Origin of the sequence: Synechococcus sp. MU1617, assembly GCF_020514235.1 — a bacterium.
Lineage (GTDB): Bacteria > Cyanobacteriota > Cyanobacteriia > PCC-6307 > Cyanobiaceae > Parasynechococcus.
Genome location: NZ_VTLB01000003.1, coordinates 257,493 through 276,887 on the forward strand (window position 1 = coordinate 257,493; position 19,395 = coordinate 276,887).

At 57.6% G+C, this 19,395-nt stretch carries 14 protein-coding genes; 5 read left to right on the top strand and 9 right to left on the bottom strand.

Annotation, left to right across the window (positions count from 1 at the left end; genetic code table 11):
- Nucleotides 1–5 precede the first annotated feature (5 nt).
- Nucleotides 6–236, bottom strand: coding sequence for a hypothetical protein (locus FZZ90_RS08530; RefSeq protein ID WP_226425267.1), 231 nt, complete (start codon nt 234–236; stop codon nt 6–8).
- A 251-nt stretch (nt 237–487) separates the two neighbouring features.
- Here FZZ90_RS08530 and FZZ90_RS08535 point away from each other — a divergent pair, with 251 nt between their 5' ends.
- Nucleotides 488–3,262 (top strand): RNA helicase, encoded by a 2,775-nt coding sequence (locus tag FZZ90_RS08535; protein ID WP_226425268.1) that lies wholly within the window; start codon nt 488–490, stop codon nt 3,260–3,262.
- A 2-nt stretch (nt 3,263–3,264) separates the two neighbouring features.
- Here FZZ90_RS08535 and FZZ90_RS08540 read toward each other — a convergent pair whose 3' ends face one another.
- Nucleotides 3,265–4,698, bottom strand: a complete 1,434-nt coding sequence (locus FZZ90_RS08540; RefSeq protein WP_226425269.1) for a class II fumarate hydratase — start codon at nt 4,696–4,698, stop codon at nt 3,265–3,267.
- A gap of 60 nt (nt 4,699–4,758) precedes the next feature.
- Here FZZ90_RS08540 and FZZ90_RS08545 point away from each other — a divergent pair, with 60 nt between their 5' ends.
- The 4 genes from FZZ90_RS08545 to FZZ90_RS08560 are packed head-to-tail and all read left to right on the top strand — an operon-like array spanning nt 4,759 to nt 8,227.
- Complete coding sequence (locus FZZ90_RS08545) at nt 4,759–5,274, top strand: DUF1997 domain-containing protein (RefSeq protein WP_226425270.1); 516 nt, start codon at nt 4,759–4,761, stop codon at nt 5,272–5,274.
- A 22-nt stretch (nt 5,275–5,296) separates the two neighbouring features.
- Nucleotides 5,297–6,124 (top strand): hypothetical protein, encoded by an 828-nt coding sequence (locus FZZ90_RS08550; protein WP_226425271.1) that lies wholly within the window; start codon nt 5,297–5,299, stop codon nt 6,122–6,124.
- 14 nt (nt 6,125–6,138) lie between these two features.
- Entirely contained in the window at nt 6,139–6,972 is an 834-nt protein-coding gene (locus FZZ90_RS08555) for an ABC transporter permease (protein WP_226425272.1), read from the top strand.
- A gap of 46 nt (nt 6,973–7,018) precedes the next feature.
- Nucleotides 7,019–8,227 carry a sugar ABC transporter gene (locus tag FZZ90_RS08560; protein WP_226425273.1) on the top strand — a complete coding sequence of 403 codons (1,209 nt, stop codon included), beginning with the start codon at nt 7,019–7,021 and terminating at the stop codon, nt 8,225–8,227.
- A gap of 31 nt (nt 8,228–8,258) precedes the next feature.
- Here FZZ90_RS08560 and FZZ90_RS08565 read toward each other — a convergent pair whose 3' ends face one another.
- From FZZ90_RS08565 to dusB, 7 genes are read right to left on the bottom strand one after another with little or no spacing between them, the layout of a single operon-like run.
- Nucleotides 8,259–11,747 (bottom strand): rhamnan synthesis F family protein, encoded by a 3,489-nt coding sequence (locus FZZ90_RS08565; RefSeq protein ID WP_226425274.1) that lies wholly within the window; start codon nt 11,745–11,747, stop codon nt 8,259–8,261.
- 33 nt (nt 11,748–11,780) lie between these two features.
- Nucleotides 11,781–12,917 (bottom strand): dTDP-glucose 4,6-dehydratase, encoded by a 1,137-nt coding sequence (rfbB, locus tag FZZ90_RS08570; RefSeq protein ID WP_226425275.1) that lies wholly within the window; start codon nt 12,915–12,917, stop codon nt 11,781–11,783.
- 58 nt (nt 12,918–12,975) lie between these two features.
- Nucleotides 12,976–13,860, bottom strand: a complete 885-nt coding sequence (rfbD, locus tag FZZ90_RS08575; RefSeq protein ID WP_226425276.1) for a dTDP-4-dehydrorhamnose reductase — start codon at nt 13,858–13,860, stop codon at nt 12,976–12,978.
- The gene (rfbC, locus tag FZZ90_RS08580; RefSeq protein WP_226425277.1) at nt 13,857–14,447 is read right to left on the bottom strand and encodes a dTDP-4-dehydrorhamnose 3,5-epimerase; all 591 of its coding nucleotides are present in this window, start codon (nt 14,445–14,447) and stop codon (nt 13,857–13,859) included. The genes rfbD and rfbC overlap by 4 nt, the downstream gene beginning before the upstream one ends.
- The gene (gene rfbA, locus FZZ90_RS08585) at nt 14,437–15,375 is read right to left on the bottom strand and encodes a glucose-1-phosphate thymidylyltransferase RfbA (protein WP_226425278.1); all 939 of its coding nucleotides are present in this window, start codon (nt 15,373–15,375) and stop codon (nt 14,437–14,439) included. The genes rfbC and rfbA overlap by 11 nt, the downstream gene beginning before the upstream one ends.
- An 8-nt stretch (nt 15,376–15,383) precedes the next feature.
- Complete coding sequence (locus tag FZZ90_RS08590; RefSeq protein WP_226425279.1) at nt 15,384–18,395, bottom strand: rhamnan synthesis F family protein; 3,012 nt, start codon at nt 18,393–18,395, stop codon at nt 15,384–15,386.
- The gene (gene dusB, locus FZZ90_RS08595) at nt 18,392–19,393 is read right to left on the bottom strand and encodes a tRNA dihydrouridine synthase DusB (protein ID WP_226425280.1); all 1,002 of its coding nucleotides are present in this window, start codon (nt 19,391–19,393) and stop codon (nt 18,392–18,394) included. The genes FZZ90_RS08590 and dusB overlap by 4 nt, the downstream gene beginning before the upstream one ends.
- Between the last annotated feature and the right edge of the window lie 2 nt (nt 19,394–19,395).

Genomic DNA, 19,395 nt, shown 5'->3' on the forward strand with positions numbered 1-19,395 from the left:
TCGCCCTAGGTCGAGCCCCCGTCATGGAGTTCGAACAGCAGCCGGGCGGCGAGGCCACGGGAGATGCGTCGTTCCACGAGCAGATCACAGATCCAGTTGAACAGCGGCGGGGCATCGGTGCTGGATGCCAGGCGCTGTTCGAGGGCCTTCAGCTCCTTGACGTCGCTGCAGCCCCGCAGGGCATCGATCAGGGTGTCTTCAGCCGGCCGCGGCTTGGTGAGCTGAGTGCTGGTCACAGTCACAGGTAGTGGCGCTAAATCCCCTCTGTCATGGCACCGGCGGAGTGCCTCTGTCACCCTTCGCCTCTGCGGAGGCAGTCACAAAAAAAGCCCCGGTGGGATCACCAAGGCTCGAAGCATTCTCTTCACTATTTTTCATGATTTGGCTCGGTTCCGTCAAAGGAGGTCGGCACATCTGATTGATGGCATTGGCGTGGCTTATCGCTTGTTTGAAAAGAGAGCTCAGCCAGGCTCCTTAAGATCAATCGATGAACCAATCGACACCGGCCACGCCCCGATCCGAGCCCGATGTCGATCGCAGTGCCCCACTGAATCCCTCAGAAATCTTCCCTTTCCCGCTGGATGATTTTCAGCTGGAAGCCATTGATGCCCTTAACCAGGGACATTCGGTCGTGGTCAGTGCCCCCACGGGATCCGGCAAAACCCTGATCGGCGAATACGCCATTTATCGCGCCCTGGCCCACGGCCAGAAGGTCTTCTACACCACACCGCTGAAGGCTCTCTCCAACCAGAAACTGCGCGATTTCCGCGATCAGTTTGGTGCGGAGAACGTGGGCTTGATGACCGGTGACCTCAGCGTGAATCGCGAGGCTTCCATCGTGGTGATGACCACGGAGATCTTCCGGAACATGCTCTACGCCGAGGCGGATGAGCACGACGATCCCCTGGCTGATGTGGAAGCGGTGGTGCTCGATGAATGCCACTACATGAACGACTCTCAGCGGGGCACGGTCTGGGAGGAGTCGATCATTCACTGTCCACCCACGGTGCAGCTGGTGGGGCTCTCCGCCACCGTGGCCAATGCCGGGCAGCTAACCGACTGGATCGAGAAGGTTCATGGTCCGACCACGTTGGTGATGAGTGATCACCGGCCGGTGCCGCTGCAGTTCAGCTTCTGCAGTGCCAAGGGTCTGCACCCGCTGTTGAACGACGCCGGCACGGGTTTGCATCCCAACTGCAAGGTTTGGCGCGCGCCCAAGGGGCACAAGCGCAAAGGGCGTTCCCAGAGGCCCCCGCAACCGGAGCCACCGCCGATCAGCTTCGTTGTGGCCCAGATGGCCGAGCGGCAGATGCTTCCGGCCATCTACTTCATCTTCAGCCGCCGCGGTTGTGACAAGGCGGTGAGGGATCTGGGGGTGCAGTGCCTGGTGACCCAAGAGGAGCAGGCGCGGATCAAGGAGCGCTTAACCGCTTACAGCCATGACAACCCCGAGGCCGTTCGGGATGGAATTCACGCTGATGCGCTGCTGCGGGGCATCGCTGCCCACCATGCCGGTGTTCTGCCCGCCTGGAAGGAGTTGATCGAGGAGCTCTTCCAGCAGGGGTTGGTGAAGGTGGTCTTTGCCACGGAGACCCTGGCGGCGGGCATCAACATGCCGGCCCGCAGCACGGTGATTGCGGCCCTCTCCAAGCGCACTGAACGGGGGCATCGCTCACTGATGGGCAGTGAGTTCCTCCAGATGGCCGGTCGGGCCGGGCGGCGTGGCCTCGACTCCCAGGGCTATGTCGTGACGGTGCAAAGCAGGTTCGAAGGTGTGCGTGAAGCAGGTCAGCTGGCGACGAGTCCCGCCGACCCCCTGGTGAGCCAGTTCACCCCCAGCTACGGCATGGTTCTGAACCTGCTGCAGCGCCACGATTTGGCCAAGGCAAGGGAGCTGGTGGAGCGCAGTTTTGGTCGCTATCTGGCGGGACTTGACCTCGTGGAGGATGAGGAGAACCTCTCCCAGCTGCGGTTGCAACTCAGCCAGCTGGAGGGCGTCGCCGGCGACATCCCCTGGGAAGACTTTGAGGACTACGAAAAAATGCGTGGGCGGCTCCGCGAAGAGCGGCGCTTGCTCCGCATCCTTCAGCAGCAGGCCGAGGAGACGCTGGCCAACGAGCTGACGATGGCCCTGCAGTTCGCCAGCACCGGCACCCTGGTCAGCCTTAAATCGCCTCAGCTGCGGGGGCGCGTCGCGCCCGCGGTGATCGTCGAGAAGGTGAAGGGGCCCGGTCAGTTCCCGCTGTTGCTCTGCCTGACCGATGAAAATGTCTGGATCCTGCTGCCCTGTCAGGCCGTGGTGAGCATCCACGCGGAGCTCAGTTGTCTGCAGGTGGACGGGCTGGAGGTCCCGGAGCTGTCCCGTTCCGGCGAGTTGCGCCATGGCGATCAGGCCAGTGGGGGTTTGGCGTTAGCCGTGGCCCACATGGCCCGGCGCCATGACATGACCACCCCGCAATACGACCTGGCTGGGGAGGTGTTGACCCAGGCCCGGCTGGTGCGGGATCTCGAGCAGGAGCAGGAGCAGCATCCGGCCCATCGCTGGGGAGATCGAAAACAGCTGAAGAAGCACCGCCGGCGCATGGAAGATCTGGAACTGGAGATCGCCGAACGGCAGCAGCAGCTGCATCAGCGGGCCAACCGTCACTGGGAGACCTTCCTGGCCTTGATGGAGATCCTGCAGCACTTCGGATGTCTTGATGAATTGGAACCCACAGAGATTGGCCGCACTGTGGCTGCTTTGCGGGGCGACAACGAACTCTGGCTGGGGCTGGCTCTGATGAGTGGGCATCTCGATGACCTCTCCGCCCCAGACCTGGCGGCGGTGTTCGAGGCGATCAGCACAGAGGTCAACCGTCCCGACCTATGGAGTGGCTTCCCGCCGCCTGCGGCGGCTGAGGAAGCTCTCCAGGATCTGTCGGGTCTTCGTCGCGAGCTGCTACGGGCCCAGGAACGCGCTGGTGTGGTGGTGCCGGCCTGGTGGGAACCTGAGCTCATGGGTCTTGTGGATGCCTGGGCGCGGGGAACGTCCTGGAGCGATCTGATCGCCAACACGTCCCTGGACGAGGGTGATGTGGTGCGGATCATGCGCCGCACCGTGGATCTTCTGGCCCAGGTGCCCTACTGCGAAGCGATTAGCGAGCAATTGCGCAGCCATGCCCGTCAGGCATTGAAAGCGATCAACCGCTTCCCCGTGGCCGAGGCCCAGGATTTGGTGCCGCCTTCCTCTGCGCTCAACCCGGCAACGGAGAGGGCGGCCTGAGCTCAGGCTTCCGGAGCGGCCATTGCGCCTGGATTCACCTGCTGATCAAAGTCTGCTGCGGTGATGTGGCCCAGCTCCAAGGCCGCTTGCTTCAGCGTCAGCCCCTGGTGGTGGGCATGCTGAGCGATGGCACTGGCCTTCTCGTAACCGATGCTCGGGGTCAAGGCGGTGACCAGCATCAAGGAGCGATCAACAAACCTCTGAATCTGCTCCCGATCCGGCTCCAAGCCCTCCACCAAGTTCTGGCGGAAGCTGGTCATGGCGTCCTTGAGCATGCGAATCGACTGCAGCAGGTTGAAGCCGATCAAGGGCTTGTACACATTCATCTGCAGATGGCCGCCGGCGCCGGCGGCTGCCACGGCGCCATCGAGTCCGATCACCTGGGTGCAGACCATGGCCATGGCTTCGCACTGGGTGGGATTGATTTTCCCCGGCATGATCGAGCTGCCGGGTTCGTTGGCGGGAAGCCGCAACTCCCCCAGACCAGCCCGGGGCCCACACCCGAGCAGACGCACGTCGTTGGTGATTCGGAGCAGGGCCACCGCCAGCAGACGAAGTTGGCCCATCGCATGGACGAGGGCGTCATGGCCGGCCATCACCGCGAAGAGGTTGTCAGCAGGACGGACCTCGACGCCAGCGACCCGGCTCAGCGCCTCCGCCACGGCATGACGGAAGCCCGGTGGCGTGTTCAATCCTGTGCCCACCGCGGTGCCCCCAAGAGGGAGATCGCCGAGGCTGACCAGACAGTCCTCCAGCCAAGCCTGGGCTTGTTTGAGTTGATCACGCCAAGCGGCGACTTCATCGCCAAGACGCAGGGGTACCGCATCCTGCAGATGGGTACGGCCAATCTTGACGATTGGCATCCAGGCCTGGGCTTTTGCATCCAAGGCCTGAACCAGGGCATTGAGCGCCGGCAGCAGCCCATCCTTCAGTTGCTTGGCCGCGGCGACATGGATGGCGGCGGGAAATACATCATTGGTGGATTGCGACCGATTGACGTGGTCATTCGGGTGCACTGGGCTGTGACTGCCGAGGGCGGTGCCTGAGGCCTGAGACGCCAGATTGCTGATCACCTCGTTGATGTTCATGTTGGTCTGGGTTCCGCTTCCGGTCTGCCAGACCCGAAGCGGGAACTGATCGTTGTGCTGGCCAGCGGCAATGGCATCGGCTGCCGTGCAGATCAGCTCAACCTGTTGAGGGCTCAGAAGCGCATGCTGGCCGTTCACCGTGGCGCAGGAGCGCTTGATCCAGGCCAGGGCCTGGATGATCTCGAGTGGGATTCGTTCGTCGCTGATGGCGAAGTTCTGAAGCGACCGCTGGGTCTGGGCTCCCCAGAGCGCTTCGGACGCCACCTCAATGCCACCCAGGCTGTCGGTTTCAATCCTGAACGGCAGCGTCATCGGATCCTCGGCGCGATCAAGCGGTGCTTCGATCATCCGTGATCACTGTCCGTTGATCGTGCCATCGTTCCGCATCAATCGTCTCGGTGGTCTCCGGTGCAGGTTCACCGCTCCCATGGCATCAATTTGCAGGTGCCTGATGCATCCCTGCCTCAGCTGCAGGGCTACCTGGCGCAGCCTGGGCGCCCATTGAAGGCTCTGTTGAACCGCAAAAAGGTGGAGCGGCTTGCGGATGGCCGCTTCCTTTATGCATCTCGGCCGTATCAGTTGCTGAAGTTTCAGCTCCAGCCTGAGGTGGTGTTCCGCTCCAGCTGGGATGGCGATCAACTCACCATTGTTTTCGAACACTGCACGATCCATGGCCTCGGGCCGTTGCAGGATTTGGTGCAGTTCCAGTGCCAGGCCTGGATCCGACCCGAGCAGGAACGGTTGATGGCCAAGGCAGATCTAAGTCTTGAACTCTCCCCGAATGGAGCAGGGGTTCTGTTGCCGAAGCTGCTGATGCAACGCACCGGAGATCTCGCACTGCGTTTGGTGACGGATCGCTTGGAAAAGCGTTGTCGCACCGGATTGATCAAAGGTGCTCTTCATTGGGTTGCACGGCACCCCTGAAGCTGCTTGATTTCCTGGTGTTATGGTCACCGAATTGGGCCCTTTTACACCTGGTGTTGTGGTGAGTGCGACTGCTTCAGCCAGGCCGCTGTTGACCTTCCAGAACTTCTCTCTCCGCTGCGATAAATCAGACCCGCGCATTTCTTTTAAGGCTCCTTGGAATTGGGAACTTGATCAAGCAAAGAGAATCGCTGTAATTACAAATAGCTCGTTTTTGCGGTATCAATTAAGCGCAGCGCTAGCTGGTCTTGTCCCTCCTGTTTCTGGGGAAATGCTCACCGAAGGAGTGGTTGGTTGGCCCGTGGGTGGAGAAGGGGGGTTGGATGGAAAACTGCGGATTACTCACGCCCTAAACTTTCTCACGACCGTTTACAGCGATTGCCTTGAAAAGTCCCTGGTGAGTGTGGATGAATTCTGGAGCTTTATATCGGCAGCGGAGATCGATCCAAGGTCAATTATTAAAGAGCTTTCTCGAGAGCAAAAAGACTGCTTCTTTTTAGCCTTGTCTGTTCTTTTCTCTTTCGACTTGTATTTAATATCCAAGACGAGGTATTTGATGTCGAGGCCTGCTAAGCCGCTACGAGCGCTTTTGTTGAAGCAGCTTGAGGGTAAAACTCTCTTCGCTACCTCAACAAACAGCCGTTTTCAGCGCGAATTCTGCACCGATGGTCTTGTGCTGGACTCGATGGGGCAGATCCTGTTTGCAGGCGGAGTTTCAGAGGCCATTGAGTGGGCAGATCAAAATCTTGATGCCTCTGATGTGTCAGACTCTGATGAAGATCAACTCGAAATGGGATTAAATCTTCTTAATTCTGAGACCTCTGACGAGCAAATGGATGATTTTGTTTAGGAGGTCTTGATCTTATGAATTTTCTTCGAAGGTTTCTTGCTGCGATTCAGAGGCAGATTGCTGTGGTTCTCGCAATCGCCACCTATGAGAACAATCGAAAATCAACAGGAACGTCGCTCGGCGCTTGGGAAGCCATCGTGACGCCGCTGCAGATCATGTTGTTCTTCATCGTGATGCGCGTGGGATTTAGCTTCTTAAGGGGTAGTAATCGATATGCGGCAGGTGGTTCGACAGATATGTACTTCAATATTGTAGTTTTTATTGCATCTGGATTTGCTATCGCTTTTTTATTCAGGCAAGGTGCAATCAAGGCGCTTTCAGGCTTGAAGTTAAGGGCTCCTCTTTACTACAAAAGAGTTCAGCCTTTGGACATTCTTTTGGCACTGCTAGTCAATGATTTCAGGGCGATTTCAACGATTTCTCTTGGGATTTTTGGATTGGTTTGGTATTTCACCTGGAGTTTCCAGCTTGACAGTCCTGGCTTAGCTATCAGCGTTTATCTGTTAACCATTCTGATGGCGCTTGGTTTTGGGGTGTGTCTTGTCTTCCTGGGCCAATTCAACAAATGGGTTACTAGGATTTTAAAAAGAATCCTCAACCGGGTGATTATTTTTACTTCAGGTATATTTTTTGCAACCTTTGAGCTGCCTGAGTACACAAGGCCTTTCGTGACCTGGAACCCGATCCTTCATGCAGTCGAGCTCTTTAGGTACTCAATGAACAACCAATATCCGATACCTGGCATTTCTCTTTCGTATTTAGTTTGGTGCTCTATAATTCTTTTTGGATTTTCTTTGATTCTTTATCGAACCAACGAGTCGTTACTCGTCGAGGCCAATGATGACTAACGCCTGATCGTTGTCCGGTCGCCTGCTTTGAGTTAATTTTTTGGTTATGCCTGAATCCATCCCGACTTCCAGCTCTTCAACTTCTCTGCAAAAGGAGCTGTCATCACCATTCCAGGTTTCTAGCTTCTTGGCTCAAGCTCAGCTAACACCAGTCTGGCGTGAGCGGTTGGACAGATTTACCAAGCCCAAGGTTCTGATTTCAGCTTTTCTGGCAACCTCGGCTTTCTACTGTTTCATCATCGGCAGAGATCGTTATACGGCTGTCTCTGAATTTGTGATTCAACAGGCAATGCCCCTGGAGGGATCATCGTCTTCAGTGCTGGCTGGATCGGCAGCTGCTCCCCAAGTTCTCACCTCTCTTGTGGATGGTCAGTACCTTCAGGTTTATCTCGAATCCTCTGAAGTCAAGTCTCGATTGTTCCCTGATGGGAAGAAGCTTGAGCAGGACTACCGCATCAAGTTTCCGGATCTTCGGACGGGATTGCCCGCCAACAGTTCTGCGCCCGATCAACTCGAATTTTATCGAAAACAACTGTCTGCAGCGCCTCAGCCCTTGAGCGGTTCAGTCGTTCTGACTACGTCAGGATTCACGCCAGAACAAGCTTTCAATCTCAACAATGCGTTGCTTAAGCAGTCTCGGCGTTTTGTGAATGAGGTGAATCAATCCATCAATGCTGATCAGAATCAATTTGCCAGAAAGGAGGTTCAAATAGCCGAATTAAATCTCAAAGCATCAACACGAAAGCTTGAGCTTTTCCGTGAAAAACATGGAAATCTGAGTGTTGAGACTGAACAAGCAACGACCAGTTCATTCATTTCTGGCCTTGAATCTCAACTGGTTGAATTGAAGGTTGAAGAGGCTGCATTACGTCGCCAGTACCGCGATCCCAATGCACCTGAGGTGGCATTTGTTGCAGACCAAGTGAAGGAGCTTGAGTTCCAGATTCGTCAAGAGAGAGAGCGTTCTGTAAGTAAAGACGGTCGAGATTTAAACACCCTCGTTCTCGAAGAAGCTGAGCTGATTTCGGATGTTGAGTTTGCGACCGCAAACCTCCAATCAGCTCGCTTGGCTGCCGATAACAGTCGCCGCGAGAGCCAGCGACAGCTCAAATTTGTGGTTGTACTGAGTCAGCCCCAGCTGCCTGTTGCGCCTGATCAGAACTGGCGCTGGCAAGCCTTCCTTGCTTCGATCGGGATCATTGTTGTGGCCTGGGGTGTGGGTGGCTTCCTTCTCAATGCGATGCGGAAGAGCTGATCTCTGGCAACACCAACGAAAACTGAAATGGTTAGGGACGTATTCCACCATGCCCCTTTCCCGCTAGGTAGTAGCCGCAGGCTCGTGCAAAATGAAGCTTTCTGCGCCTTATTAAGTCTTGATCGCTAATGTCTGGGTATAACTTCTGGGCTTGAACGTCATTGTTGCAAGAGCGCTCTACCATTTGCAGAACCTGTTGTTTGCTCGAAGGCAGTCTTTCTCCAAGCATTCGATTGTAGAAATGCCATTCTGTGTTGGCGCGCAGTACGGTTTCACGGAAGCCATATTCATGGGAATGGCGGACAACAGCTGTTGATGCATAGGCTTTTTTATATCCCTTCCTAAGAATCTCCCGAGCCCATAATTGATCCTCGCCATACACAACATCCGGAAGTGGCAGAGTCTCCCAGGCGGATTTCCTTAGGCAGGAATTGTTATCGGAGTAGAAGCGTTCATGGGAGGAGACAACGCCATTCGTCGTTTGTCGATCAGCATTCAGTTCGATTGGTTGTCGATGACTCCTGAAAATCCAACGGTTGAAATGTTGGTCAAGGTCATGGGCAGTGAGTTGCCCATGATTGGTATGGGCGATGTGGCAGCCAAAGACCCCTGCCACCCGTGGATCGTTCTGCAGCGGGGCGATCAGATTCATCAGCCACATGCGATTTGCTGGGATCGCATCCTGCGTGATGAAAGCGACGTACTCCCCTCGGGCTAGTTCCACCCCCAGGTTGCGGGTACGCCCATGGCCGAAATCCTCCTTACGAATCCTATGGAGGCGGAGTCGTTCGTCTTCTGGTAAGCCCTCCAGGCATCCATCGCTCGAAGCACTGTCGATCAACAACACTTCAAAGGCCTGATCGAGATCCTGAGTAAGACAGGACTCAACCACCGCCTTCAGCATCGTGCCCCCGTTGTAAACCGGGATGACCACCGTCACCAAAGGCGTCGTTGTTTGAACGGGGTGTGGTGTGGATGGCGCCGATGGAAGTGACGCCTGAATGAAGGTCTCAATGACCTTGTTGGAGCCATCCCAGGTGAGCTGTTCAGTGGCGGCGAGACCAGCTCGGGCGGTGATTTCTCTGAACGATGCGTCATTCAGCAAGCGGCTTAATGCAGAGGCCAGCCCCACTGGTGTCGCTTCGGCCAACACAGCTGTATTGGGTTGATAAGAGACCCGCGTGTGTTCGGCATCAATATCAACGACAGGCAGCCCACAGGCCATCATTTCGTTCGGAACCAGGGAGTAGTTGGTTCCTGAAAGCACGAATCCAACCGCGCATTGGCGGTACAGATTGGCCAAAGCGTCGGCGTCCAGAATTCCTGCATGCCTTACTTTCACTGGAATTCCAAGATCGGGCAGATCTTTTTCACCGAAGGTGATGATCTCAAAGTGTTCTCCTAGATCAAACAAAGCTCTTAAAGCAAGCAGCCCAAGTTCATAGAGCCGTCTTGGCGTGCTGCGTCTCACATAAAAGGCAATGGCATGCTTGTTGCGTTTCTGATCGTTGTTGGGTTGGTAAACACTGTGGTCGACGGCCAGTGGGAAAGAGATGGCTGAGTTGCCAAAGCTTTCCATTTTCTGTTTCAGCCAAGGGCTGGCACAAATGCATGAAAAATTGTTTTCAGATGCATACGAATGTTCGGTGAGGATGCTGGAGCTGCCGCGCGCGAAAAAATAGGGCTCATAATCTTGAACAAAATAGAATCTTTTCTGAAACTTTTTCATTCCAAGCACCGGATAGCTGCTCATGCGGTCTGTGGCAATGACAATGTCGCCACTTACAAGATCAAGGTCGTCTTGGTTATTGCCCAGCATGTAGACCTGGTCTGTTTGCAGTGGAATGAAGGACTGATCGATGACACGTTTGTGCAACGAGCTGATGCGGCTTGGCTTGTCGTTCCCCTTGAGCTCGGAATGAACCCAGATTGTGCATTGGTGACCACAGCGTTCCAGATAATCAATCGCTCTGAAAATGGTCATATGGCCACCGAGGCCAGGCGTAAAATTGGGTATGACCCAATGGATGTGCAGAGATTTGGGGTTGATGTTTCTCTTCAGCGACCAGTCTGGATCCAATTGCTGGGGTTTGAAATGAATAACCTTTTCAAAGCCCTGGATTTTCAGTTTATTTTTGCCTTCAATGATTGATTTATCGGTTTGATGTTGTTTCGAAAGGGCGTATCCACAGTACGTTGTTTGCAATTTTTGATTGAATATTTCGGTTGTCGATAGGCCGATGAGGCGTTCAATGCTATGGGCGATGGTTCCATCGATCTGCCCGCCTTCCTCATCGAAGTCGTTCCAGCTGAGATTCCAGTCAAGAATGGGTTTGAGCAGCTCTGGCTTGCACCAGAACATCGTCCCGGTTGGGAAGCGAAATTGGCTGTCTCTTTTAATGTGGTCGAGATTGAAGCGTTTTAGGAAGGGACTGGCTTTGGTGTAGTTGCCATCTTCATGGCCCCAGCAGGAATCGTGTTTAATTCCGAGGCTGAGAGCGTAATTCTCAATCGGATACACAATTCCTATCTCATGTGATTGGAGTTCTTTGAGGTTGGTAGCTGTAATAGTTTCGCTGCCAATTAGGTTGTCGAGGCAGTGAAGGAACCATCCGCTCAGCGCATTGCTGTGGGGGCTTTTTTTGGAGTGGAGCTTAAGAATGAGATCGTAGTTGAGGATTTGATCCTTGAAACCAACGATGAATGGAGCGACGTCGCGCCCAATATTGCTGAAATGCCTGACATCAACCCTATCGGCATTTTCAACTCGTGCAAAAATGTTCTTCAATGCTTGAACTGAATCTTCCTTTGTGGAAATGAAGATGTCGATGCTGCAGGGGATGTTCTTCAGATAAGCGGCGATTGTTTCGCTGAGTTCCGGGTAGAAGATGTGCAGGAAGACCCCAATCTTTTTTGTCTTCAGATCGTCTTTGATCGAATTTAGAAGATTTGGCTCAGGCCTTCTAATGTCGGCCATTTTCCGCATGAAATGGATGTTATCCATCGAATAGCGGTGTTCGTTCATGCCGAACTTGAAGCAGTGGATCATCGGGTTGAGTCCACTTTCTTTGACGTCGGGATATTTGCTGAAATAATTTTCTGTGTCGAATAAGTTACTCGGGTCGATTCCTTCCTGGCTGCCTGAGCTGCAGTAATGGAGAATCACGTCGCCAATGTTTTGAAGTGTCTCCGCTTCTCTTGAATCTAATTGAGATTTGTAGTGCTCAATATCAAACACATAGGCGTAATGAGCTAATTCGCGGAAGTCGCGAATTATTTTTTTGCTTGTTTCTTTATTTTGTAGGCCTTTGATGTACTCCTGCAGTTCAGGCGTTATCTTTTTGCGCCTGTTGTTGGGAGGGCTTGGGCGCCTGGCTTGTCCCAGTCGGTTGAGCTGCTTTCGTAGTGCTTTGGGCAGAAATTTCTGTTTGCCCATGGCAGTGGCTGAGCGTTTCAGTGCCTGCCGTGTCGTGTTGGAGAGAGTGGAGAGCGGATGGCGTCGTTTAGGCATGCCGCTCATCTGGCAGGTCTAAGAAAAGCAAATTGAAACTTATCACTGTCCTGCTTTGGTTTTCGTTGTTTTTATGCCCAATCTGCTGCCGTCATATCCCGCACGCTCGCGCACTTTGCTGCACCACTTCTGATGAGAGAGGTACCAGCTCACGGTTGCTGCCAAGCCCTCTTCCACATTGTGGCGAGGGCTCCAGCCAAGCTCAGAACTGATGCGGGCCGGGTCAATTGCATAGCGGCGGTCATGGCCCGGCCGGTCGGTCACCGGTGTAATCAAATCGGCGTGGGGAGCTGATTCAGGGCAGCTCTGATCCAACTGCCGGCAGATGGCATGAACGACCTCTTTGTTGGTGCGTTCACCATGGCCACCCACGCAGTAGCTGCGGCCCGACGCTCCGTTGCAGGCGGCTAAGAGCAGAGCATCAACGTGGTCTTCCACGTAAAGCCAATCGCGCACATTCAGTCCATCGCCATAGAGCGGGATCGACTCGCCTTCGGCTGCCTTCAAGGTGACCACGGGAATGAGTTTTTCGGGGAACTGCCAGGGCCCGTAATTGTTCGAGCAGTTGGTGAGTACCACGGGAAGCCCAAAGGTGTGGTGCCAGGCCTGGACCAGGTGATCGCTGGCTGCCTTGCTTGCTGAATAAGGGCTACGGGGGTCGTAGGGCGTTGTTTCGGAGAAGCGTCCTTCGGCACCAAGTGAACCAAAGACTTCGTCGGTGCTGATGTGGTGCATCCGGAAGGCGTCCTGGCGTTCCCCGTTCAAGCCCTCGTAATGGCTTCGTACCGCCTGCAGCAGGTTGTATGTGCCGTTGACGTTGCTCTCAATGAACGCACCAGGGCCGGAGATGGATCGATCCACGTGGCTTTCTGCAGCCAGGTGCATCACCAGATCGGGGTCGGCCTCCTGCACCGCCGCCTCAACGGCCGCTGCATCGGTCAGATCCACCTGCTGAAGTCTGTGCCGATCGTTCGCCGCTTCGCCCAGCTCGCTCAGCACCTCCTCGATCGAGGCCAGGTCGCTGGCGTAGCCCATCTTGTCGAGATTGAAGACGGTGACTGTGGTCTCCCGCAGCAGCCTGCGCACGACGGCGCCGCCAATGAAGCCTGCACCTCCGGTGACCAGCACTCTGCGGCGAGCTCCCAGCAGGTCGGAGGCGGAAGGCATGGACGAAACCATTGGTGAGAGCTTGGGGTGGGGCGTTGTTTGGGGTTGGCGCGTTGAACTCAGTGGCCCTTCATGGCGTTTTGGCTTGCCGCAACACAGCCTGCAGAGCTTGCTGCCAGTGCTCGCCGTTGAGGTCCAGAGCTGCTCGGGTGGCAGTGCAGTCGAGAAGGGAATAGGCCGGACGTTCCGCAGGGGTTGGGTAGTCCGCTGTGGTGATCGGTTTCACCTCAGCGGGGGTGTCGATGAGCCCCAAGTCAGCACCGATTTGACCAACGGCCACCGCCACGTCATACCAACTGGCGGCGCCGGCATCACTCCAGTGCATCACAGCTGGCAACTCGCGATTACCAGCGATCTGAAGGGTTTGCCAACAGGCTTGTGCCAGGTTCAGGGTGCTTGTGGGACAGCCCACTTGATCGGCGACAACACCCAGTTGATCCCGTTCGCGGTGGAGGCGGAGCATGGTGAGGGCGAAGTTCTTCCCGACGGGCCCGATCACCCAGCTGGTGCGCAGGATCAGGCCCCGTCCTTCTGCTCCAAACACGTTTTGGACCGCCGCTTCTCCAGCAGCTTTGCTGGCGCCGTAGACACCGAGAGGGTCGCGGGCTTGCACGGGCTGATACGGCGTGCCCTGGGTTCCGTTGAAGACGAAGTCGGTGCTGATCTGCAGCAGGCGTCCCCCCTGTTGATCCAGAGCACGGGCAAAGGCCTCCGGTGCCCCGGCATTCACCGCATGGGCCAGCTCCGGTTCCGACTCGGCCTTGTCCACTGCTGTGTAGGCACCAGCATTGAGCACCCAGTCGGGTTGGTGCTGTTTCACGGCGCTGCGGCAGGCTTCTGGGTCAGACAGGTCAAGCTGCTGACGGCTGGTGGCCACCAGATCCAGTCCCTCAGGGGCGGAAGCGATCAGAGCCTGGCCGAGCTGACCGCCAGCTCCGGTGAGCAGCACCTTCATGGGAAAACGTCTCCAGCAGCCTCAGCGGCTTTGAACCCTGCTGCTTCGGCATCTTTGCCCGAGAGGCTCACTTCGGCACCCTCCAGCCGATCGATCGGCCAGGCAATAGCCAGATCAGGATCATTCCAGACGATGGCCCGTTCACAGGCTTTGTTCCAGAACCCCCGGGCTTTGTATTGCACCTCGGCAATGTTGCTGAGGGTGAGAAAGCCATGGGCGAAGCCCTCGGGAATCCAAAGCTGGCATTTGTTCTCGGCACTCAGTTCGGAGCCGACCCAGGCTCCATAAGTGGGTGATCCGCGCCGGATGTCGACGGCAACGTCGTAAATGGCTCCGACCGTGGCACGTACCACTTTGGCCTGGGGTTCCGGTGCCAGCTGGTAGTGAAGTCCTCTCAGGACGCCTTGGATTGAGCGGGAGTGGTTGTCTTGGGAGAACACCACTGTTTCGCCCACAGCCTCATCGAACGAGCGTCGGTTCCAGCTTTCGTAGAACCAGCCACGCTCATCACCGAAGCATCGCGGCGTCATAAGTAGTGGACCATCCATGGTTTGGCCACTGGAGGTCTTGAGTTGTTCAAACTGCATTCTTCACCTCCAGGCTGGTTTGCAGAGCAGTGTGGTCGCTCACGTTCTCCTCAAGCATCTGGAGCAGATAGGAGCCGTACCCACTCTTCTTCAAGGGTTGCGCTAGCTGATCGAGTTGTTCCGCTGTGATCCAGCCCTGGCGCCAGGCCACCTCCTCGGGGCATCCCACCTTTAGTCCCTGGCGATGTTCGAGGGTTCGGATGTAGCCACCGGCATCGTTGAGTGAATCGCAGGTGCCGGTGTCGAGCCAGGCCATGCCTCGGCCCATCAGCTCAACCCGCAGCAGCCCTTCGTCCAGATACATCCGATTGAGATCGGTGATTTCCAGCTCGCCACGCGCGGAAGGTTGCACTTGGCGGGCCCGTTCCACGACGCTGTCGTCGTAGAAGTACAACCCCGTCACGGCGTAGCGGCTTTTTGGGCGCTGAGGTTTTTCCTCCAGGCTCAGCACGCGGCCATCGGCATCGAACTCGGCCACGCCATAACGCTCGGGATCACGGACGGGATAAGCAAAGACCGTCGCCCCTTGGGCTTGCGCGTTGCTGTTCACCAGCTGGGGCACCAGATCGTGCCCATGGAAGAGGTTGTCTCCCAGCACCAGTGCGGCGGGGTAACCCGCCAGGAAGTCGGCACCAATTAGAAACGCCTGAGCCAAACCGTCCGGGCTCGGTTGCACGGCGTACTCGATCGTCATGCCCCAACGGCTGCCATCACCGAGCAAGCGCTGAAATGCCTCCCGGTCGTGGGGAGTGGTGATGATCAGCACCTCGCGGATCCCCGCCAGCATCAGGGTGCTGAGCGGGTAATAAATCATCGGCTTGTCGTAAACCGGCAGCAACTGTTTGCTGACGGCCTGGGTGATCGGGTGCAGCCGCGTGCCACTTCCGCCAGCCAGGATGATTCCCCGTCGCTTGGATGCGGTGCTCATCAGCTGGCTCACCGGCGTGAAGTCGGCGCTATTACAGCACGAGACCCCCTGCGATCACTTGCGTTCCCTCGACGGCGAAGCCGTTCAAACATCCGCTTCAATCCTGGTTTGGGCCGCAGTTGTCGTTGGATGCTGGCCGCTAGCTGAGGGTTGCGTTGGCCGATCACTTCGGGCCAGGTGTCGACGGGTTGCCTGGTGGGGTTGTCCCGCAGAAGGCTCACCTTGAGGAAGGGGAAGCCGCGTTGCTCAATCAAGTGCTTCCAGTCGTAGTGCAGAACATTGCCGTTGGCGTTGTGGGTGTAGAGGCTCTCGAGCCTTAGCCCCGCTGCCTGCAGCTGCACCGGCAGGCCCACTTCGCAATGTTTGACCAGGTCCCGTTTGCGGGGCCAGATCTGCAATGTCTCCCAGAAACGGCCAAAGGCTGGGCACTGCAGTGCCTTGCGTTTGTAAGCCGTGAAGGCCGACGACAGATGGGGCTCGTACATCAGATCGTCCGTCAGTCCAATCACGTCCGCTGAACTTGCATGCAGGCGTTGGAACAGATCGTCGAGGGGAGTGATCGGTCCCCAGAAGCTGTCGTTGGTGAGCACCAGGAACGCCGCCTGCTCAATCTCCTGCCTGTGAAGGTTGAGTGCTGCTTTCCAGCTGCCGAAGTCGTACCCCTGATTGCGCCGGATCACGATCGCGGCACAGCGTTGGCGCAGCCGATGCAGGGTTCGCGGGTGCCAGCGCAGCCCGCTGGCCGAGGACACAACGATCACATCGGCGAAGCGCCGGTACTCGTCAATCAGGGGGAAGAGGTCGTCTCGAAAACGGTTGTTGGCTGAAAAATGCGCCAGCACAACAATCGGTCGTTGGCGGCTGGGCTGGAAGTTCGGATCCCTCCAGTGCATCAGCACGGCATCGGCCACCGGACCTTTGGAGCGCGGCACAGGATCCCGGGGTTGGTAGCGATTGCTGTGGGGGTGAATGCATTGGCTGGTGAGGGGATCTCCAGCGGCAAACAACCTGGCGTGCTTGGCCCTTAGATGACCGGACTCCCGTTGATGCCGTGCCAGTGCCGCGCCTTCGCGGTCTTTGCCGCGACTGATCGATTCGTGATGAACGATCTCAACAAAGGGGGTCACCACCACCGAAGCACCGCTCTGCCTCAAACGCAGGCAGAGATCCACATCGTTGAACACCACGGCGAGATCTTCATCGAAGCCTTGGATGCGATCGAAATCGCTGCTGCGGAGCATCAGGCAGGCTCCGGTTGCTGCGGTGAATTCCTCCTGCACCAGTAGGGGTGTGAGGGTGGCCAGCACAGGAGCGCTGTGCAGGTGTTTGCCAGGCTCCACCACACAGCGCCGTTCCCCCTTTACAAGGGCGACCCCTTGATGCTGGATGCTCCCGTCGGGGTAGCGCAGCTTGGCCCCCACGGCAGTGGTGCCGCGGTAGGCGAATGGGTCCAGCAGGGCCTGGAGCACCTCGGCGGATCGGAATTCGATGTCGTTGTTCAGTAGCAACAAATGGCAGCCACGAGCGTGGCGTCGGCCGATGTTGTTGAGCCGCGAATAGTTGAACGGTTCATCCACCCGCACCACGCACACGTCATCGAGCTGCGCTTGTTCGTCCAGCCAGGCCTTGGTGGCGGCTTCCTCACTGCCGTTGTCGATCAGGATCAGTTCATAGCTCACAGCTCCGGCGCAGCGGCGCAGAGACGCGACGCAGCTTTGGGTGAGATCCACCCGGTCGCGAAACGGGATCAGAACCGACACCAGAACGGTGGGTTCGGTGCGGAGTTGCAGCTGATGGCAGGCGCTCAGCGAATCAACGGGAGTGAGCTGCCCACCGGGCACCAGAAAGCTTGGGCTGTGTCGCTGGGTGATCGCCAGGATTTCAGCGCTGAGCTCCGGTGACCAACACTGGCGGTCGGCGGGGGAGGCAACGTCGGGCACGGTCGGGTTCGCCCGTATGGATCGCTGCAGCAACACTTCCGGGCAGTGGGCGACGGCGTCGCCGCGGCGGCAAATCTGCAGCGCCAGATCCAGCAGCAGGGCGTGCAGCGAACTGGTGGATGCCGGCAGCGTTAGCTGTTGCAGCGTTGAACAGCGGATCGTCACCAGGCCGCCGAGGCATCCCCGGCAGAGCAGGCGAAACGGTGTGATCGCAGTTCTGCTCTGGCGGTTCCCCGCCGGAATGCCTGGGTTGTCACTCCAGCGCAGGGTTTCATCACTGGTGAGCAAGACCGCTGCAGGGTGTTTCGCTGCACACTGGGCCATGCGCAGGGCCGCCTGGGGATCCAGCTGATCACTGGCATGACAGAAGCTGACGAGGGTCTCGTCGTCTGGGGCCGGCGCTCCGCTCCATCCAGAGGGATCCTCCAGGGCGGCGTGCCGGATCTGGCCCCACCCTTCTTGTTGTGAGGTGCGAGCTGATTTGGCCTCAGCTTCTTTTTGGGTTGGGTGGAAAACCACCAGCATCGAGGCCACTGAGGGAATGGGCTCGGTTGGTGCTGGGTCCGGGATGGGGGGCTGGTAGCGATCGAGATCCATGCCCAGGGGCCGTCCCTTCTGGAAGCGTTCGCGGCCGATGCCGGCCAGGTGCTCGAGAGCGCTGAGGGAGTCTTCACGTGCCACTGGTCTCAGCCCATCCCGGTAGGCCTGGAGGTGAACCGGCGGCAGATCAGTGAACAGGCTGCGGTGGCCGAGGGCGATTTCGCGCAGGCGGCCGCTGGAAAGCAGTTGGTTGGCGTGCGTGAGATCCCTGTGGGATGTCAACAGATCGACCGGAGCCAGCCCGCTGTCTTCAGGGGACCACTGGCTTGGGTCGCGCAACAGGGCGATGGGCAGCAGTGAAGGATCCAGCAGCTCTGGCGGGATCTGCGGAAGCTGCTGGTGGAGTTGTTGCTGCCAATGCTCGATCTCTTCGGCGCTGGCGTGGCCAGACTGCCAGCGCTGCCAGGCCTGGGCATCAAGCGTGGTGTTGTCCTTACCGCTTGCAGGCTCCACGCCCTGATTGTCGCGGTGTCCAGTCAAGCGGACGCGGCAAGGGCGTCGATCTGCTGCGTCAGCAGGTCCCTGGCCTGGGCGGGTGTGGGGGCCCGCATCAGGTCATGACGCAGTCGCGAAGCGCCTGGAAAACCTGTGCAGGTCCAGCTCATGTGTTTCCGGGCGATCAGCAGCCCATGGTCGCCGCGATCCTGCACCAGGCCGTCCAGTTGGTCGCGGGCCAGTGCAAGCCGTGCCGATGGGTTGGGCGTGGAAGGGATCGCACGCCCGGCCAGTGCGGCATCGATCTGTCCCACCAGCCAAGGGGCTCCCATGGTGCCTCGGCCCACCATCACGCCCGCTGCGCCAGTTTGATTCAGGCAGCGCAGGGCATCGTCGGGACTGTCGATGTCGCCATTCGCGATCAGCGGGATCGTGAGGGCCTCACGGACGTGGGTGATGGCGCTCCAGTCCGCAGCGCCCTTGAAGCCCTGCTCGCGGGTGCGTCCATGCAGCGTTAGCAGTTGTGCTCCGGCTTGTTCCAGCTGTTGGCACCAGTGCACTGGATCGGCATCACTTCCGCACCAACCCAGGCGTGTTTTCACCGTGACGGGCACGGCCACGGCATCCGCCACTGCTTCCACGATCCGAATGGCTAGTTCGGGATCACGGATCAACCCGGACCCGCCACCTTTGCGGGCAATCTTCCGCACAGGGCAGCCCATATTGATGTCGATCAGGAAGGCGCCACTGGCTTCAGCTCGTCGTGCCGCATCGGCCATGGCCTGGGGGCGATGGTCGAACAGTTGCACCCCGATGGGGCCGGATTCCTCGGCCAGTGACTCCACCTTGCAGCGCCCATGCCCCATTTCAAGGCTGGTGGCATTCACCATTTCGGTGAACAGCAGGGCGTCAGGAGCCCATCGTCGAACCAGGCCACGAAACACCCGATCGCTCACCCCCGCAAGCGGCGACTGCAACACGCGGCAGCGCAGCTGACGTGCGATTCCATTGCCGGGAAGCTGCAGGGGGGATGAAGCAATCATGG

Coding starts and splice junctions, on each gene's coding strand:
- FZZ90_RS08535 (WP_226425268.1), top strand. CDS start 488: ATGAACCAATCGACACCGGCCACGCCCCGATCCGAGCCCGATGTCGAT.
- FZZ90_RS08540 (WP_226425269.1), bottom strand. CDS start 4,698: ATGATCGAAGCACCGCTTGATCGCGCCGAGGATCCGATGACGCTGCCG.
- FZZ90_RS08550 (WP_226425271.1), top strand. CDS start 5,297: ATGGTCACCGAATTGGGCCCTTTTACACCTGGTGTTGTGGTGAGTGCG.
- FZZ90_RS08555 (WP_226425272.1), top strand. CDS start 6,139: ATGAATTTTCTTCGAAGGTTTCTTGCTGCGATTCAGAGGCAGATTGCT.
- FZZ90_RS08560 (WP_226425273.1), top strand. CDS start 7,019: ATGCCTGAATCCATCCCGACTTCCAGCTCTTCAACTTCTCTGCAAAAG.
- FZZ90_RS08565 (WP_226425274.1), bottom strand. CDS start 11,747: ATGAGCGGCATGCCTAAACGACGCCATCCGCTCTCCACTCTCTCCAAC.
- rfbB (WP_226425275.1), bottom strand. CDS start 12,917: ATGGTTTCGTCCATGCCTTCCGCCTCCGACCTGCTGGGAGCTCGCCGC.
- rfbD (WP_226425276.1), bottom strand. CDS start 13,860: ATGAAGGTGCTGCTCACCGGAGCTGGCGGTCAGCTCGGCCAGGCTCTG.
- rfbC (WP_226425277.1), bottom strand. CDS start 14,447: ATGCAGTTTGAACAACTCAAGACCTCCAGTGGCCAAACCATGGATGGT.
- rfbA (WP_226425278.1), bottom strand. CDS start 15,375: ATGAGCACCGCATCCAAGCGACGGGGAATCATCCTGGCTGGCGGAAGT.
- dusB (WP_226425280.1), bottom strand. CDS start 19,393: ATGATTGCTTCATCCCCCCTGCAGCTTCCCGGCAATGGAATCGCACGT.